Source organism: Actinoplanes sp. NPDC020271 (assembly GCF_044388125.1).
In the GTDB taxonomy this organism is placed as follows: domain Bacteria; phylum Actinomycetota; class Actinomycetes; order Mycobacteriales; family Micromonosporaceae; genus Actinoplanes.
In genome coordinates this window covers 505,664-522,443 of sequence record NZ_JBIRWQ010000005.1, presented here as the reverse complement: position 1 = coordinate 522,443, position 16,780 = coordinate 505,664, and the positions used below count along the sequence as shown (strand labels likewise).

General features: G+C 69.6%; 16 protein-coding genes. 10 read left to right on the top strand and 6 right to left on the bottom strand.

What is annotated here, in order from left to right:
* Positions 1 to 127: 127 nt before the first annotated feature.
* Positions 128 to 655, top strand: a complete 528-nt coding sequence (locus ACH442_RS15180) for a LuxR C-terminal-related transcriptional regulator (protein WP_396338591.1) — start codon at positions 128 to 130, stop codon at positions 653 to 655.
* Positions 656 to 703: 48 nt separating this feature from the next.
* Positions 704 to 1,096 (top strand): hypothetical protein, encoded by a 393-nt coding sequence (locus ACH442_RS15175; RefSeq protein WP_396338590.1) that lies wholly within the window; start codon positions 704 to 706, stop codon positions 1,094 to 1,096.
* A gap of 492 nt (positions 1,097 to 1,588) precedes the next feature.
* Here ACH442_RS15175 and ACH442_RS15170 read toward each other — a convergent pair whose 3' ends face one another.
* Both ACH442_RS15170 and ACH442_RS15165 read right to left on the bottom strand, forming a co-directional pair.
* The gene (locus ACH442_RS15170; RefSeq protein ID WP_396338589.1) at positions 1,589 to 2,251 is read right to left on the bottom strand and encodes a response regulator; all 663 of its coding nucleotides are present in this window, start codon (positions 2,249 to 2,251) and stop codon (positions 1,589 to 1,591) included.
* Complete coding sequence (locus ACH442_RS15165) at positions 2,248 to 3,447, bottom strand: sensor histidine kinase (RefSeq protein ID WP_396338588.1); 1,200 nt, start codon at positions 3,445 to 3,447, stop codon at positions 2,248 to 2,250. Before ACH442_RS15165 ends, ACH442_RS15170 begins: the two co-directional genes overlap by 4 nt.
* 169 nt (positions 3,448 to 3,616) lie before the next feature.
* On the opposite strand from ACH442_RS15165, the gene ACH442_RS15160 reads away from it, so the two are divergent.
* From ACH442_RS15160 to ACH442_RS15150, 3 genes are all read left to right on the top strand, one after another.
* Positions 3,617 to 4,357: an ABC transporter ATP-binding protein gene (locus ACH442_RS15160; RefSeq protein ID WP_396338587.1), complete on the top strand. Its 741-nt coding sequence runs from the start codon at positions 3,617 to 3,619 to the stop codon at positions 4,355 to 4,357.
* Positions 4,351 to 6,741, top strand: coding sequence for an FtsX-like permease family protein (locus tag ACH442_RS15155; RefSeq protein ID WP_396338586.1), 2,391 nt, complete (start codon positions 4,351 to 4,353; stop codon positions 6,739 to 6,741). The genes ACH442_RS15160 and ACH442_RS15155 overlap by 7 nt, the downstream gene beginning before the upstream one ends.
* 119 nt (positions 6,742 to 6,860) lie before the next feature.
* A complete protein-coding gene (locus ACH442_RS15150; protein WP_396338585.1) occupies positions 6,861 to 7,790 on the top strand; it encodes an MBL fold metallo-hydrolase in 930 nt (309 codons plus the stop codon).
* Between the two features lie 193 nt (positions 7,791 to 7,983).
* On the opposite strand, the gene ACH442_RS15145 is transcribed toward ACH442_RS15150, so the two are convergent.
* The gene (locus tag ACH442_RS15145) at positions 7,984 to 9,213 is read right to left on the bottom strand and encodes a M50 family metallopeptidase (RefSeq protein ID WP_396338584.1); all 1,230 of its coding nucleotides are present in this window, start codon (positions 9,211 to 9,213) and stop codon (positions 7,984 to 7,986) included.
* 49 nt (positions 9,214 to 9,262) lie between these two features.
* Here ACH442_RS15145 and ACH442_RS15140 point away from each other — a divergent pair, with 49 nt between their 5' ends.
* Positions 9,263 to 9,781, top strand: a complete 519-nt coding sequence (locus ACH442_RS15140) for a DUF2243 domain-containing protein (RefSeq protein WP_396338583.1) — start codon at positions 9,263 to 9,265, stop codon at positions 9,779 to 9,781.
* Positions 9,782 to 9,820: 39 nt separating this feature from the next.
* A complete protein-coding gene (locus tag ACH442_RS15135) occupies positions 9,821 to 10,672 on the top strand; it encodes a cytochrome c oxidase assembly protein (protein ID WP_396338582.1) in 852 nt (283 codons plus the stop codon).
* A gap of 39 nt (positions 10,673 to 10,711) precedes the next feature.
* On the opposite strand, the gene ACH442_RS15130 is transcribed toward ACH442_RS15135, so the two are convergent.
* The gene (locus ACH442_RS15130; RefSeq protein ID WP_396338581.1) at positions 10,712 to 11,665 is read right to left on the bottom strand and encodes a hypothetical protein; all 954 of its coding nucleotides are present in this window, start codon (positions 11,663 to 11,665) and stop codon (positions 10,712 to 10,714) included.
* Positions 11,598 to 13,451, bottom strand: coding sequence for a glycosyltransferase family 2 protein (locus ACH442_RS15125; protein WP_396338580.1), 1,854 nt, complete (start codon positions 13,449 to 13,451; stop codon positions 11,598 to 11,600). The genes ACH442_RS15130 and ACH442_RS15125 overlap by 68 nt, the downstream gene beginning before the upstream one ends.
* Before the next feature lie 210 nt (positions 13,452 to 13,661).
* On the opposite strand from ACH442_RS15125, the gene ACH442_RS15120 reads away from it, so the two are divergent.
* Complete coding sequence (locus ACH442_RS15120; RefSeq protein ID WP_396338579.1) at positions 13,662 to 14,264, top strand: TetR/AcrR family transcriptional regulator; 603 nt, start codon at positions 13,662 to 13,664, stop codon at positions 14,262 to 14,264.
* Here the strand turns inward: ACH442_RS15120 and ACH442_RS15115 are convergent, their stop codons facing one another.
* Positions 14,265 to 14,945, bottom strand: a complete 681-nt coding sequence (locus ACH442_RS15115) for a hemerythrin domain-containing protein (protein ID WP_396338578.1) — start codon at positions 14,943 to 14,945, stop codon at positions 14,265 to 14,267.
* Positions 14,946 to 15,137: 192 nt separating this feature from the next.
* Between ACH442_RS15115 and ACH442_RS15110 the strand changes: the two genes are divergently transcribed.
* Entirely contained in the window at positions 15,138 to 15,962 is an 825-nt protein-coding gene (locus tag ACH442_RS15110; protein WP_396338577.1) for a hypothetical protein, read from the top strand.
* Positions 15,963 to 16,213: 251 nt separating this feature from the next.
* Positions 16,214 to 16,768, top strand: coding sequence for a hypothetical protein (locus ACH442_RS15105; protein WP_396338576.1), 555 nt, complete (start codon positions 16,214 to 16,216; stop codon positions 16,766 to 16,768).
* The last annotated feature ends 12 nt before the right edge of the window (positions 16,769 to 16,780 follow it).

Genomic DNA, 16,780 nt, shown 5'->3' with positions numbered 1-16,780 from the left:
GTTGCCCGAGCCAGTCGTCAATCTTCACGTAGAGTGCTGTGAGAAGGGTGTTGATGTCTGTCGTCACAAACAGATCATCGACACCCTTCTCCTAGCCACATGGGCTGTGGGAGTTGCTAGTTGTCGCGTGTATAGGGCCGCGAAACCAACTGAGCATCAGTTAGGACTTACTCGTCTAGGTGACCTCGCCGCCTCGGACGCAATCACCGCCCCGGACGCACTCGCCGCACGGGAGGCACTCGCCGCACGGGAGGCACGCGCCGCACGGGAGGCACTCGCCGCACGGGAGGCACTCGCCGCCCGAGACGTGCTCGCCGCGCAGGAGGCACCCGCCGCGCGGGAGGTGCTGGCCGCGCGGGAGGCGCTGGCCGCGCGGGAGGCGCTGGCCGCGCGGGAGGCGCTGGCCGCGCGGGAGGCGCTGGCCGCGCGGGAGGCGCTGGCCGCGCGGGATGGGCTTACCCCGCGGGAGTCGGAGGTGCTGGTGCTCGTTGCCGACGGGGACTCGAACTCCGAGATCGCACGGCGGCTCGGAATCGCGGTGCACACGGTCGAACGGCACCTCGGCAACCTGTACCGCAAGATCGGGGCGCGCGGCCGGGCCGACGCGGTCGCCTACGCGATCCGCCGGATGACGGAGAACCGCCAGCCGGGATGACGGATTCCCTGGATGTGGCCGCGGCTGCGGCGGCGCAGCATGGTGGGCATGACGACTGCGGCACCTGACGACATCTCCTGGCGCTTCGCCCGCGCCACCGCGCCGGCCATCCGTGTGCTGGCCGGGCGGCGCTTCTCCCCGTGGGCGGTGGTCAAGCACCGCGGCCGGGTCAGCGGGCGCGATCTGACCGTGCCGGTGGCGGTCGTGGCCACACCCGACGGATTCGTGATCAACCTACCCTGGGGCGCACGGACGAACTGGGTACGCAACGTGCTCGCCGCAGACGGCTGCACGGTTCGCTGGAAGGCCGTCGACCACCGAATGGGCGAACCCAGGATCATCGACGAGGCGGCGGCGCGACCGTTCTACTCCCGCGTGACCTGGACGGTCGCGCGGCGACTGTTCCCCGCCGACGCCTGGCTCCTACTCCGTCACGTCTGAGCCCGGCCGACCGTTCCGCCGTCACGCTCCGCCCAGCCGCTTCGGGATGCGATCTTACGAGCAGCGTCGTACGCCCGCTCGCCGGCGACGCTGACCCCCGCGACGTGCACTCCGGTCACCGCGACGTGCGCCCGCTCTCCCGCGACGCCGACCCCGCGCGTGCGCCCGCTCTCCCGCGACGCCGACCCCGCGCGTGCGCCCGCTCTCCCGCGACGCCGACCCCGCGCGCGTGCACCCCGGCCACCGCGACGTGCGCCCCGGCCAACGCAGACGCTCGCATGATCTCCTGGCCGATGTTGTCGCCCCGATGACGCGAGCGCGCATGCCGTCGAGTGGCGCTGGCGAACCCGGCCACATCAAGATCTGCCACCGCCGTCCCACGATCCGTTGCCACTCTCGCCATCGGCGACTCCGCCGGCTGAGTCAACCGGCAAACGACACGTCGGTTTCGGGCAGTGTGCGAGGTCCCCACTCGCGAAGGCCTTGTTCTGTTCAGGAGTTCACGGCGACCAACCCCGTCTGGTAGGCAACGATGACCATCTGGGCCCGATCCCGGGCGGGAAGTTTCGCCAGGATCCGCCCGATGTGGGTCTTCACGGTGGCCGGGCTCAGCGCCAGGTGGTCGGCGATCTCGTCGTTCGACAGGCCGAGACCGACGAGTCTGAGCACTTCCCGCTCGCGCTCGGTCACGGAGTCGAGCGAGCCGGGGATGGGATTCTGCGGTTTCGGCTGCCGGGCGAACTCCGCGACGAGTTTGCGAGTCACCTTCGGCGACAGCAGCGCCTCGCCGGCCGCGACGACCCGGATTGCCTTGAGCAGCTCAGCGGCGGGACTGTCCTTCAGCAGGAAACCGCTCGCACCGGCCCGCAACGCGCCGTAGACATACTCGTCGTGGTCGAACGTCGTCAGGATCAACACGCGCACCTCGGCGAGGTCCGGATTGCGGCAGATCAGGCGGGTGGCCTCGATCCCGTCCAGCTCCGGCATCCGCACGTCCATGAGCACCACGTCGGGCTTCAGTTCGCCGGCCAGACGAACCGCCTCGACCCCGGTCGCCGCCTCCCCCACCGCGGTCAACTCCGGGCTTGAGTCGATCAGCAGCTTGAAGCTGTCCCGCACCAGTGCGACATCCTCGACGATCAGGACCCGGATCACCGGTCACCTCCCGCACCAGTACCGCCGACGGGCAGCGACGCCGTCACGGAGAACCCTCCACCGTCACGTGGCCCGGCGGTGAACGTCCCCCCGTGCAGCGACACCCGTTCCCGCATCCCGATCAACCCCTGCCCGCGCCCGCCGGCCGTCACCGGTCGTTGCCCGTCATCGCTGACCTCGACCCGCACGTCATCGGCGCCGACCACCACCGTGACGTGGCACCGGGCCGGAGCCGCGTGCTTGACCACGTTGGTCACCGCCTCTTGAACGATCCGATACACCGCCAGCTGTACCGACTCCGGAACGCCGTCCGTCGCCACGTCCTCCGGACGTTGCAGCGTGAGTGTCACCGGGGCATCGCCTGTGGACGCCGTCTCCACCAATTTCGGCAGGTCGCTCAAACCTGGCGTCGGCGCCAACGGCGTCTCCTCCCGCAGCATGTCCAGCACCTTACGAACCTCGTACATCGCGGCTCGCCCGGTTTTCTCGATGACCTGCAACGCGTTGCGCGCCTCGACTGGGTTCGACTCCGCGACGTGGTTGCCTATCGACGCCTTCACCACGATGAGCGTCATCGTGTGCGCGATGATGTCGTGCAGCTCCCGTGCGAGCCGGAGCCGTTCCTCCATCGCCGCCTCCCGCCGCACCTGCTCGTTGCGCAGCGCATTCTGTGTCCGCCGCTCGCCGACCGCGAACCCGAGGATCGCGGGCGGAGCAATCGTCAGAACACCGAAGAGCAGCGTCATGAGAGACGAGGGCGCGTCCGGCTGTGGATCACTGTGCTGGCCGAACAGCATCGGGCCGCTCAGACCGGCGGTGACCAGGAAGCAGCAGATCGCATCGATCACGAACGCGCTCGTGTCCCGAACCGCACCACCGAAGGTATAGAAGGCCAGGACGAGCGCGCAGGCCGGCCCGGGCGCCGCGAAGGAAGGAATGATTTCCAGCCCGAACGCCAGGGACGAAGCCACCGACACGGTGATCACCACCGGGACGGGCCGGCGCCGGCGGACCGCGACCGGGAGCCCGATCATCAGGGCGGTCACCGTAGACACCCAGGCCGGCTCGGACGGATGGCCTCCGGCCGGTGTCTCGATGGCGCCCGCGTAGCAGAGCAGCACGACAAGCCCGGCCGCCACCGCGTCGAGTCCATGAAGGACGACGGAGCGGCGTCTGGTGGGCCGGATCGCGGTCATGCGCAAGACGGTATCCGGTGCGGCGTCGCCGCGCGTCGGACCTCGAGCTGTCATACCCAGGGATGACGAAGAGCTGTTCGGAGGTACGGCGTACGACCCCGGGATGACGGAAAAAGTGTCCATCGTGCTCCGATGCGCAGGCCTGTCCCGGCACGGGATCGTTGCCGCCATGACGACGCCAACCGTTGTTCTCGCAGAGGTCCGAGCCACCTACGGCACCGGCGATCGACAGCTGGTCGCGCTCGACGACGTGTCAGTCGCCTTCGAGCGCGGCACCTTCACCGCGGTGATGGGCCCGTCCGGCTCCGGAAAGTCGACACTGCTTCATTGCGCGGCCGGGCTCGACCGGCCGGCCGGCGGTTCGATCGTCGTCGACGGTGTCGTGCTCGACGATCTCACCGAGGACCAGTTGACGCGGTTGCGCCGCGACCGGATCGGATTCGTGTTCCAAGCCTTCAACCTGGTTTCCGCGCTGACCGCGGAGCAGAATGTGGCGTTGCCATCCCGGCTCGCCGGCCGTCACGCACCGCGGGCGGACATCGTCGGCGCGCTCACCGCGGTCGGGCTGGCCGACCGGCTGCGGCACCGGCCGAGCGAGCTCTCGGGCGGCGAACAGCAGCGGGTGGCCGTGGCCAGGGCCGTGGTGAGCCGTCCCGCTGTGGTCTTCGCCGACGAGCCGACGGGCGCGCTGGACAGCGTGACCTCTCGGAACATCCTCGACCTGTTGCGAAGGTTGGTCGACGAGCATCGACAGACAGTCGTGATGGTGACCCACGATCCGGTCGCCGCCGCCCGAGCCGATCGGGTCGTGTTCCTCGCCGACGGGCGGGTTGCCGGCGATCTGCGGGGTCCGCTGGTGCCGGAGCAGATCGCGGCGCGCACCGCGCAACTGGTGGAGGGGTCGTGCTGAGGCTGCGCCGGCTGGCCGGCGCGCTGGTGTCCGTGACGATCGGGATAGCACTGGTCACGCTGGCCCTGCTGTTGCTGGTCGCGGGCCGGCCGGCGATCCCGGAGCGGCTGGCGCATGCCGCAGTGATCGTTCAGGCCCCGATGGCCCAGAGCCCCGCTGATCCGTTCCCGCCGGCCGTTCCATGGCCGGGCAACACAGCCGTCGAGATGAGCGAGCGGCTCGCCGGCTTGCCCGGTGTCGACGCTGTGATCGCCGACCGTTCCTTCTACTCTCAGGTGGTCGTCGACGGGAGGCCGTCCGAGACCACTCTGGAAGGCCATGGTTGGTCGTCGGCGCGTCTCGGCGATGCTCGGCTCGTGGCCGGTGAACAGCCCCGACGATCGGGCGAGGTGGTGCTCGACCAGGCGCTGGGCCTCCTGCCCGGAAGCAAGCTCACCTTGCTGACGGCGGCCGGCCCCATGCCGTACACCCTGGTGGGTTTGATCGATGCACCGCAGGTGCTGACGTCCGATGAGGAGGCCGCCCGGCTGGCACCCGGGGTGACCGCGATCGGCCTGCTCTTGGCCCCGGGCGCGGACCCCGGGTCGGTCGCGAAGGCCGCGCGTGACAGCGTCGGTGCCGGCGGGACCGTGCTGACCGGTGACGAGCGCGGCGCGCTGGAGCCACGGGAGGATGCACGGACCCGTTGGATCGGCATGCAGGTGCTCACCGGGGTGGCGGCGCTCGCCGGGTTCGTCACGGTGTTCGTGGTCGCGTCGACGTTCGCTTTCACCGTGACACAGCGGCGGCGCGAGCTGGGCCTGCTCCGGGCCGTCGGGGCGACGCCCCGGCAGGTGCGGCGGATGATGTACGGCGAGGCGCTGCTGGTCGGTGGTGTCGGGGCGGTTCTCGGCGCGGTGCTGGGCGCCGCGGCGGCCCCGGTGATGAGCCGGGTCCTCATCGACGCGGGATTCGAGCCGACGACGTATGACGTGCGGTACACGATGGTGCCGCTGCTCGGCGCCCTGCTGCTCGGGCCGCTGGTCGCGCTGGCCGGCGCGTGGAGCGCGGCACGCCGGGCCGCCCGGGTCCGGCCGTTGGAGGCGCTGCGCGAGGCCGCTGTCGAGCAGCGTTCGATGGGTCGCCTGCGCTGGATCATCGGCGCGTTGCTCGTGGCCGTCGGCGTCGCGCTGGCGATCGGCACGGCGACGTCGGACGATGCGCAGGACGGTGCGACGTATGCGCTTCTCGCGGCGATGGCGCTGGTCACCGGGATGGTCGCGCTCGCTCCCGCAGCGATTCCGCTACTCGTGGGGCTCTGGCGACTGCCCGCCCGGCGCGGCGGTGGAGCGATCGGGCTTCTGGTCCGGGAGAGCGCTTCGACCGCCGCTCGGCGAACCGCGTCCACGGCCGCTCCGGTGCTGTTGACCGTCGCGTTCGCGGTGATCATCGCGGGCATGGTGCGCACGTCAACGGCGGCGTATGCGGCCGGTCGGGCGGCGGACGTCGCGGCCGGCCGGGTGCTGGTTCCGGATCACACGCCCGGGTTGTCGGATGCCGCGGTCGCTGCCGCGGACGGAGCCGCGGTCCTGCCGGTCACGGTGTTCGGGCCGGACATGCGGGCCTTGAGTGGGCTCGGCATCGATCCGGTCGCGTTCGCACAGGCCGACCGGGGTGCGCGGGTGGTCGCGGGTGCACTCGACGGACTCCGTGACGCGGACACCGTGGTGGTCACGGAGTCGGCGCACCTGGTCGTCGGCTCGTTGACTCCGACAGTGTTCGCGGACGGGCAGCGGGCCGAGCTCCGGGTGGTCGCTGTGGTCGAGAACGGGTCGATTCGCGGTGACCTCCTGCTGCCCCGTGAGACCGCGCGCCGGCACGATCCGTCCGCGTTGACCTCGGCGGTGTATCTCGATCACGATGCTCCGGCCGGTGTCGGCGCACGGGTCATCGACACGACCACCTGGGCGGCCGAGGCCGACAGCGCCGAGGATCGACTGGTCTGGCTGTTCACCCTGATGCTGATCGCGGTGTCGGCGGGGTACGGCGCGATCGCGGTGGCCAACACGCTTCTGATGGCGGCCGGTGGGCGTGCCGCCGACCTGCGTGTGGTGCGGTTGGCCGGGGCTACCCGGCGACAGGTCCTGAGTTACGTCGCCGCTGAGTCTGCGCTGGTCGTGCTGATCGGTGCGGTGCTCGGCGGGCTGGTCGCCTTCGGTGCGCTGCTGGCCATCCGAGCAGGCCTCAGCCAGCAGATGGGCACTGCTGTTCCACTGGTGATGCCGTGGCCGGTCATCACCGGGGTGGTCGGACTGTGTCTGCTGCTCGCACTGGTCACCGGGGTGCTGCCCACGCGGCGGATGCTGCACGCACCCGCGCTTCGGCTGCGGGAGGCGGACATGTGACCGGGATCGAAGGCTCGACCCCACCCGGTGACGGGCACGGGTACAGGCGATGAGTGGCGGCAACGGCAACGGCAAGCAGATGACAAATCGGGGCCAAGTGTGAGAGGTAGCCTCTGCCCATGAGTGAAGCGGTGGAAGATGCGGCGGCGCTGGTCGAGGTGCGGGCGGGGATCCACGCCTGGGTTCAGCCGGACGGTTCGTGGTGGCTGAACAACGCGGGTGCGATCACCACCGCGTCGGGACAGCTCGTGGTGGATACGTGCGCTACCGCTACGCGGGCTCGTAGATTCCTGGATGCGCTGGGGGCAGCGACCGGGCAAGCACCGAAGCTCGCGGTGAACACGCATCAGCACGGGGACCACACGTACGGGAATAGCCTTCTTCCGGCCGAAACGGTGATCATCGGGCAGGAGAAGATGCGAGAGGGCCTGCGCGTCGACCCGATCATCGACGGGTGCCCGCCGTTCTGGAGCCCGGTGCCGGACTGGGGTGACGTCGAGCGCCGGCTGCCCGACGTGACCGTCGCCGAGGCGCTCACCGTGCACCTCGGCGAGCGGCGGGTCGAACTGCGGCACCCCGGCGGGCCGGCGCACACCACCGGTGACCTGGTCGCCTGGGTGCCGGACGAGCGGGTGCTGTTCACCGGTGACCTGGTCTTCGCCGGGCTCACGCCGCTGGTCTTCATGGGGTCGGTGGCCGGGGCGCTGGCCGCGGTGGACTGGCTGGCCGGGTTCCAGCCGGAGGTGGTGGTTCCGGGGCACGGGCCGATCCTGAACGGTGACGAGATCGCGCGGGTGCTCGACGAGCACCGGCGGTACTACCGGCTGGTGCTGCAGGCCGGCGCTGACGGGATCGAGCATGGGCTGTCGCCGTTGAACGCTGCGCGCGCGGTGGACCTGGGCGAGTTCGCCGGTTGGGCGGATGCCGAGCGGCTCGTGCTGAACCTTCACCGGTACTACGCCGATCACGACGGAAAGGAGTTGGACTTGATCGCTGCTTTCACCGACGCGGTCGCCTACAACGGTGGTCCACTCCCCACCCGGGTCTGACCCGGGCTCAGCGGTAGTGGGCCTGCCCGGCTGCAACGGCTGCCCTCAAACGCGCCCGCGAGGGAGACGGGCCGATCGACGGTCGGCGAGGCCTGGGACGACGCTTGTTGCTGTCGCACCCGAGCACGGCTCGGGCTCGGCAGCGGCAGCGGCAGCGGCAGCGGCAGCGAACCTACCGGCTCGGGGGGCTCGGTCAGTCGATGAAGTGGACCGGGTTCACCAGGTCGGCGTAGGCGAGGAGGGCGGCCATCGCTACCAGGACCAGGGCGGCGGCGGAGGTCAGCGGGATCGTCTTGGCTACGTCCACCGGGCGAGTCCAGGAGCGGCCGAACAGGCGGCCGAGGCGGCGCTTCGCGCCTTCCAGTAACGCGGCGGCGATGTGGCCACCGTCCAGAGGGAGTAGCGGGACGAGGTTGAAGACGCCCATGGCGATGTTGAACGAGCCGAGCAACTCCAACAGGAACAGCAGGCGGTCGGTGACCGGCAGGTCGGACGCGGCGACGTCGCCGCCGAGGCGGGTGGCGCCGACCACGCCGATCGGGCCGTCGACCTGGCGTGGGGCGTCACTGAACGCGGCCTGCCAGATGCCGGCCATTCGTTCCGGCAGGCGGACGACGCCGTAGGCGACCTCCCGGCTGGTGGTGACGACCACGCCGGCGACCTCGACCGGGTTCAGGTGTTCACGGGCGTAGGCGGGCTCGATGCCGAGGAAACCACTTTGCCCGTTCCGGCCCAGGGTCAACGCGACGTTCACGGTCACGCCGTCACGGACGATGGTGAGCGTCACCGGTCGGCCGGCGTCGGCGCGGATCATGGCGGTGAGGTCGTTCCACGAACTGACGGGTTCATTGCCGTACGCAATGATCTTGTCTCCGGGCCGGAGACCGGCCGTGACCGCCGGGCTGAGCTCGACCACCCGCTGGACGACCGGCTGGGCGGTGCTGATGCCGATACCGGTGAGCGCGATCGACAGGAAGACGAAGCCGAGCAGGATGTTCATCGCCGGGCCGCCGGTCATGATGATCACGCGTTGCCACCAGGGGCGCTGGTAGAACAAGCGACCGTGATCCTCCGGTCCGACCTCCTCCCAGGCGGCCTCGCGCGCGCCGGCGATCTGCGCACGCGCGCTGTCGACCAGGGAACGGAGCGGGCCGGTGGACCAGCGCCGGACCCGGCCGGGTGGGGTGCCGGGCTCGGGCGGCAGCATGCCGGTCATTCGGATGTAGCCGCCGAACGGCAGCCACTTGACGCCGAATTCGGTCTCGCCGCGCCGGGTCGACCAGGCGGTCGGTCCGATACCGACCATCCACTGGGTCACCTTCACGTTGAATCGGCGCGCCGGCAGATAGTGCCCGACCTCGTGCAGCGCGATCGAGAGCAGCAGGCCGAAGAGGAAGACCACGGCGCCCAGGAACCACGTCATGCGGAGACCATACGCGCATGGGGTGGTGGTTACGGGGTAGTCGGCGCGCATGAGCACCGAAGAGTTCGTCGATGCCACCACGACGGGGCGAGGCATCGCGCTGCCGGGGATCGTGCTGGGGGTGGGGCTCGGCGGGTTCGTCGACGGCATCCTGCTGCACCAGCTGCTGCAGTGGCATCACATGCTGACCAGCACCGACACTGATCGGATCGGCATCCGCTACTACTCGCCGGACACCGTCGACGGGCTGCGGATGAACACGCTGTGGGACGGGCTCTTCCACACGGTCACCTGGCTGGCGGTGCTGGTCGGGCTCGGGCTGCTGTATTCGAGGGTGACCGCGGACCGGCGACGGATGTGGGGGTCGCGGACGCTGTGGGGGTGGATGCTGGTCGGCTGGGGGCTGTTCAACCTGGTCGAAGGGCTTGTGGACCATCAGGTTCTGGGCATCCATCATGTCCGCAGCGGTCCGCATCAACTGTGGTGGGACCTGGGGTTTCTTGCACTCGGAGCGGTGCTCGTGGGCTGCGGTTGGCTTCTGCGGCGCGATCCGGTGGAGCTGCGGTGATTCGCGAACTGGCGGAAACGCGCGATGGGCGGGGCCCCGGTGATCCATGAGCATGTGGGGTTGCCGGACGGCGGGCTGGTGCTGTTCGGGGCGATTGTGCTGGCGATCGGCTACGACGTTCTGGCGGCGCGGGTCGGCGGCTGGCCGTGGTGGCGGACGATGCTGTTCCTCGGCGGGTGCACGCTGCTGGTCGCGGCTTTTCTGCCCGGCGGGGGCGGCTTCCGGGAGCACATGGCCCGGCACCTGGTGATCGGCATGGTCGCGCCGCTCGGGCTGGTGCTCGGCGCCCCGGTCACGCTGCTGCTGCGGGGCCTGCCGCGGGGTGGGGCCCGGAGGCTGGGGCGGCTGGTGCACGGGTTGCGGCCGGTCGCGCATCCGGTGGTTGCGCTCGGGCTGAACCTGGGTGGGATGGCGCTGCTGTATTTCACCCCGTTCTACGGGTGGGCGGCCGGGCATCCGGGGGTGCATCTCGCCGTGCAGGTGCATTTTCTGCTGGCCGGTTACCTGTTCACGTGGGTGGTGGCGGGCCCTGATCCGGCGCCGCGGCGGATCTCCGTTCCGGCGCGGCTGGTGGTGCTCGGGGTCGCGGTGGCGTTTCACGCGACCGTCTCGCAATTGATGTACGCGGGAGTCGGCGTCGACCTGCCCGTGCCGGTGACGGATCGGCAGGCGGGGGCGACGTTGATGTACTACGGCGGTGACATCGGGGAGCTGCTGGTGGCGGTTGCGCTGGTCAGCGGGTGGCGACCCCGGCGTGCTGCGCGGAAACGGGAACCGCGGATCGCGACTCACGGCGGCTGGGCGCAAGTGAGCACACGGCGAGCGATTGCCGCGGCCCAGGACGGGCGGCCCGAAGTGACCGTTGGCGTCACGGCGAGCGGCCCGAGGTGAGGGCGGGTCGCGGGGAGCGGGCCGGAGTGGACGTTGCGGTCATGGGGGCCAGGTCAGGACCAGCGCGGTCTGGAGGGCGGCGACCGCGGCCAGCACCAGCCACTCGCGGCGTACCAGGTGGGTGCGGATCGCGGTGAGGGCCACCGCCGTGAAGAACAGGTTGATCACCAGGGTGGAGCGGCTCGCCCCGACCGCGACGAGCAGGGCGACCACGGCGACCGGCAGCAGGTAGGCGGGTAACGCGCTGCGGCGGTGCCGGGCCACGGCCGCGGCACTCGCGGCGTACAGCAGGCAGTGGCTCAGCCCCGAGATCGCCGCGACGGCTCCGCGGACCGGATCAAAATCGGGCAATGGCGTGGTCGGCGACGGGAAACCGCCGCCGAATCGCCACCGCACGTAGAGCCAGCCGAGGTAGACGGCGACGCTCGGGAACGCGAGTACGGCCAGGATCGCGGTGGTGGCCCGGACCTGCCGCGCCCAGGTTCCGGCGAGGAACGGCACGGCCGCGGCGAGCGCCGCCATGTAGACGAGCGTCGCCAGATCGCAGACCGCGGCGCAGGCAAGGGTGATGCCGGCGACGAATCCGCCCAGCGTCTGGCCTTCGACGACGAATCGTAGGTAGCCGTCGAGGGCGACGACGACGAGCGCCATCCCGATCATCGACGGTAGATCGGTGGTGCCGACCGCGCAGATCGCGAGGCCGGGCGCGGCGACGATGAACGCCGCGACGAGCCGGGGAACGCCGTTGCGGTGCAGGCGCGCGGCGAGCACATGGCACCAGACGCCGCTCGCAAGCACGACCAGCACCGAGACGACCAGCGGGTCGACCCTGTCCAGAAGCGGACTGACGACGCCGTTGCGGCGGGCCTGGAAGATCAGCAGCAGGGGTAGCGGGAGGATCAGCAGCGTCCGCGGCCAGCGCCATCTATCCCTGCTGACCTGCGGTGACAGGCTCGGGGAGGGCAGCACGGCCGGGGGCGACGCTGAGGCCATGGGTGGTCTTCTCCCAATAGTGCGGCTTTGTGATCAACTGCCAGAGCGCCTTGTAGGCGGCGATCGCGTGCAACAGCCAGTAGACCGGATTCAGCAGCGACCAGAGCATCAAACCGTATCGTCGGCGGCGGAATGCGCCCATCATCGCGAGATAGACCATCGCGGTGTTGCCGACGAGCAGATTGAACACGCCGAACGCCATCACCCAGTCCGGAAAGAACTGCCCGATCGGCAATGCCGGGGCGATCAGCGAGATGAGGAAAATGACGTACAACGGTGGGGTCAGGAGAAAAGAAGCCGGCGTTCCGCCGATCAGCAGTACGAACGAGAGGCTCTGTTTGATCCCGGCACCGCGCACGATCGTGCCGGGCTGGCGCAGGTGCACGAGCAGCGTCTGCATATACCCTTTGATCCAGCGTGACCGTTGCCGGATCCAGTTGCCGACCGCCCGGTTCGCCTCCTCGTAGGTCGTGCTGTTGATCACGCCGACCCGATAGCCCAGCACCGAGGCGCGAATGCCCAGATCAGCGTCCTCGGTCACGTTGAACGGATCCCAGCCGCCGAGTGTCCGCAGCGCCTGCACGCGGAAGTGGTTGGAGGTGCCGCCGAGCGGGATCGGCAGGTTCAGATCGTCCAGCCCGGGCAGCATGTAATCGAACCAGAACGAGTATTCGAGGGTGAACATGCGGGTCAGCGCATTGTCCTCGACGTTCCAGTAATTGAGCGCGGCCTGGATGCACACCGTTTCCGGGCTGGAACGGCGGAACGCGACGACCGCTTTCTTCAACTGGTCCGGCTCGGGGCGGTCCTCGGCGTCGTAGATCACCACGTATTCGCCGCGAGCGAAGAAGAGTCCGACGTTGCACGCTTTCGGTTTCGTCTTCGGCAATCGATCGGGGACGATAACGAAACGTACCGTCGGAGGGGGCTTCGCGGCCCGGGCGGCGGCGATCGTCTCGACGTCGTCCTCCTCCATCAGCAGCAGGATCTCCAGCCGATCGCGCGGATAATCGAGGTCACCGAGGTTGTGCAGCAGGTCGCCGATCACGTTCGCCTCGCGGTAGACCGGGACGAGCACGGTGTAGACGGGCAGGTCGTGGTCCCCGAGCGCGGCCACCTCCTCCGCGGTGATCGCCTCCTCCTTGTCGTACTTCGCGCCGCGCAGGCAGACGACGAACTTGAACATCACACTGATCAGGAAGAACACACCGATGACCATGGACGCGCCGGTCAGCGTGGCCCGGGGGAAGAAAATCAGAGAACCGAGAAGAGCCGCCAGCAGTACGCCCAGCGACCAGGCCTGGTGCGCGTAGAGCACCTGGCGAGCGGACTGCGCCGCCGACCTTCGCCACAGGCCCATGGTCGCGTCGTCGACGAGCCTTTCCCGGTACGACCGGTGCACCGCCTGATCGATGTCCCAGTCCGTGGTGACGACCTGGGTGACCGTCCCGCCGACCGCGGCCTGGATCAGCTGGGCCCGGTCGTCCGAGGGTCGTTCCGCGGTCGCGACCAGTACCGACCCGTCGTCCTCGCGCCGCACCGGCACCCAGCCGGCTCGCACCAGGTCGGTCGGGTCGTGGGCGTCGAGCAGTTCCGGGTCGAGGTCGACGTGCGTGAGGTCGAGGAACGGCAGGCCCCACTGCTCGGCGAGCAGTTCGTAGAGGTCGAGGCGGCGGACCGCGCCGCTGGTGATCAGGATGGCGCCGAGCCGCGAACCGGTCGCTTCCTGCTCGCGCAGTGCGTTGTTCATCTGTTTCGGGGTGACCAGGCCACGAGCGACAAGCATGTCGCCGAGCGTGGCGGCCGGACCCTTCACGAAGACCCGATCGGCCGCCGGGCGCTGTCGCTTAGCCGAAACGCAAGACTCGCTCGGCTCGCGCGCTGACGCTCAGCCGAAACGGAAGACCTGCTCGGCCCGGATGCTGACGCTCACCCGAAACAGAAGAGCCGATCGGCCGCTGGGCGCTGACGCTCAGGCGAAACATACGATCGTGCGGTGGCGAAGCGAACCTACAACTCCCCGGTGCGGGCACGGTCGGCCCGGGAGACGCACGACGCCGTGCTGCAGGCCGCGCGCGAGTTGTTCGCCGAGCAGGGTTACGCCCGGACGACGATCGCGGCGGTCGCGGCGCGCGCCGGGGTGGCCGTCAACACTGTCTACACCAGCGTGGGTGGCAAGCCGGCGTTGATCGAGGAACTGACCCGCAGCAGCACCTCGGACGACCTGATCGAGCGTGCGGTCGCGGACATGCTGGCGATGACGGACGGACGGGCGATCCTGGGTCGGCTGGCCGAGACGACCGGGTCGACGATGCAGCGGCACGAGCAGTTGATCCGCGTCCTGCTCGACAACGCGGCCTCTGACCCGGCGGTGGCCGACGCGGCCGAGTTGTCGGTGCGCCGTTACCGCCACCGGCTGGAGCTGATCGCCGCGCATCTGGTCGAGCTCGAGGCTGTGCGGGAGGGTTCCGAGCGTACGGCGGAGATTCTCTGGTTCTTCTTCGGCACCTCTGCTTGGACGGTGTTGACGGAGGTCGGCTGGCCCCACGAGGAGGCCGCGGCCTGGCTGGCCACGCAGGCAGCGGCTGCCCTGCTCTGATCAGTTACGGACGGCTCGGACGTGGCTCGCATACTGTCTTGCGCCGAAGAGGCGCCACATCACGCGCGCCGGTGGGGGCATCACGCCGAGGAACCATGTCTGCTCACGGGGTGACGCGTCCTCGAGGACGGCCCCGGCGAGCAGCAGCTTTGCCTTGAGGCTGCTCGGGCCGTGGGCCATCGCGTGGTGTTGCGGGGCCAGCCACTCGGCGACGGTCAGGTGCTGATGGATCAGGGGCAGCACCTCGCTCTCCTCCAGCGCCAGGTGCTCGGTCAGGGCCTTCTCCAGAGTGTTCAGCTGCTGGACGAGGTCGGCTCGCTCGTCGGCGCGGGCGGTCGCGGCCCAGGCCGGCAGGGTCGACTCGAGGTCGGCGACCGAGGCCGCGATCACCATGTGCTGCGCCTCCATGGCGTCGATCAACTCGGTCTCCAGCGGCACCCGGGCGCGCAGCGCGGGCCAGAGCAGCTCGTCTTCGGCCTCGTGGTGCTCGCGCAGCATGCCGAGGATCAGGTCGAGGTGACCACCGACGAGCCCGGCTCGGGTCACGTCACCGACCGGGACCGCGGCGACCAGGGCCGGGAACAGCGCGAACTCGCGGGTCAATGCCCGGTGGACGACCTTCATCTGCTCGGTCTCGGGCTTGTCGACCGGCGCGGCCGGGTTGATCAGGTTGTGTTTCATCGCAGCTGGCCTCCTTTCAATGGATAGACCCTACTACCAATTCTTGAGGATTCCCAAGCCGCGGATCCGTGTGATGTTTCACCGCCTTGACGCTGGGTGATTCCTGGCCAATGCTGGATAAGTCCGATTCCCCCGGTATGCCTGGTGCGCGCAGCTCATCCCCCTCGCTGGCACCGCTAAGGAGTCCCCCAGATGACCTACGCCCTCGACGACGCCACCCTCAGCGAGCTCTGCGCCAAGGCGCTGGCCGGCCACGCGTCCGAGAACCGTTTCGTCGCCCTCGCCCTCTCCGCGCACGACCCGCTGGCCGACGTGGCCCGCACCGTCGAGCGCATGGTGTTCGAGGAGTCGTTCGGGCTGGACGAAGCGGCGATGGTCGCGGAATACACGACGTACGAGGAACAGAGCTACTTCTTCCTGATCCTCGACCGGGAGACCGGACTGCCGGCGGGCGCCGCACGCGCGATCGAGGGTGGCGGCAAGACCCTCGACGACGCGCCCGACCTGATCGGCGTCTCGCTGTCGGAGATCGTGGACACGCACGGCATGCACGACGGCGGCAAGATCTGGGACTACGCGACACTCGCGGTGCTCCCCCGCTACCGCGCCGACCGCAACGGCCTGACCGTCAGCGGCATGCTCTACCGGGCGTTCATCAACGCCGGCCACCGGTGGAACGTCCGCCACGTCGTCTGCATGCTCGACGCGGCCGCGTTCCGCAACCTCGTCGACATGCTCGGCGTGCGCTTCATCCCGATGGCCGGGTCGGAGCCCTTCGAGTACCTGGGGTCGGCGGCGAACCGGGCGCTGTACATTCCGTTCGAGGAGATCGCCCGGTCGATGGGCGACATGGCCGAATCGCTGCTGCAGCCCGAGGTGCCGGACGCCAACGGGCGTCGGCGGCCGGGGGCGCGGCGGCTCACCCAGCGGCTGGCCTCGCAGGTGTCGTCCGGGGACGACCTGGACCCGCACATCGACATGCCGGGCTTCGAGCGGCGGCGCCACCCGCGCGCTTGAGCGCTGGAAGAACTCCAGGCAGCCCGCGCGCGCCTGAGCACCTCGATTCTGGGCGGCGGCCGTTCGCGCGCCTGACCTTCTGACCTTCCGCTTCGGGAACGGCGTCCTCCTTCGAGGGCGCCGTTCCCGTTTTCCAGGGCTCGTCGTCGTCGTTCGGTACCGGCTTCGTGCCAGGACGTCCGTGTGGTGGTACCTCGGGAGCCGAGGCGCTCGTAGAGTGCGCCGAAAGTTGGCTCTATCAGGGAGGACACGTGCGGAGACGCCGTGGGTTCGTCATCGCTCTGCTCGCCTTGGTGATCCTTGCCGTCGGGGCGGGGCTGGCGCTGTCACGTCTGCGGGACGCCGAGGCCGGTCGTCCGGCCGGGGGCGGGGAGGTGTCGTCCAGAGTTTCCGCCGGGCCCGTGGAGTTCGAGAGTGTGTCGACGGCGCCTGCGGTGAAGGTGACCACGACCAGTCCTACTCACCGGACTACGAGCGCGGCTCCCGGTGGGCCGGCCATCTCCTTCTTCCGAGTGTCGGTGAAGCCGTCCTGCCCGTCCGGAACTGATCAGGTGCAGAACCCGGGGCAGGACGTGACTCTGGAGTGGAAGGTCACCGGGGCGGAGAAGGCGACGATCTCCTTGGACGGGCCGGGCATCTACGACACCTATGGCGCCGAGGACTCCGTGACGCTGAATTTTCCGTGCAGTGGAGATCCGGGTTCCTATCAGTCTCACAAGTATCTGCTGACGGCGATCGGCCCGGAGGGCACGAAGACCCGGACGCTCACCGTGAAGGCCGAGGTCAACGAGATCACGACGACCTGAGAACGGGTTCTC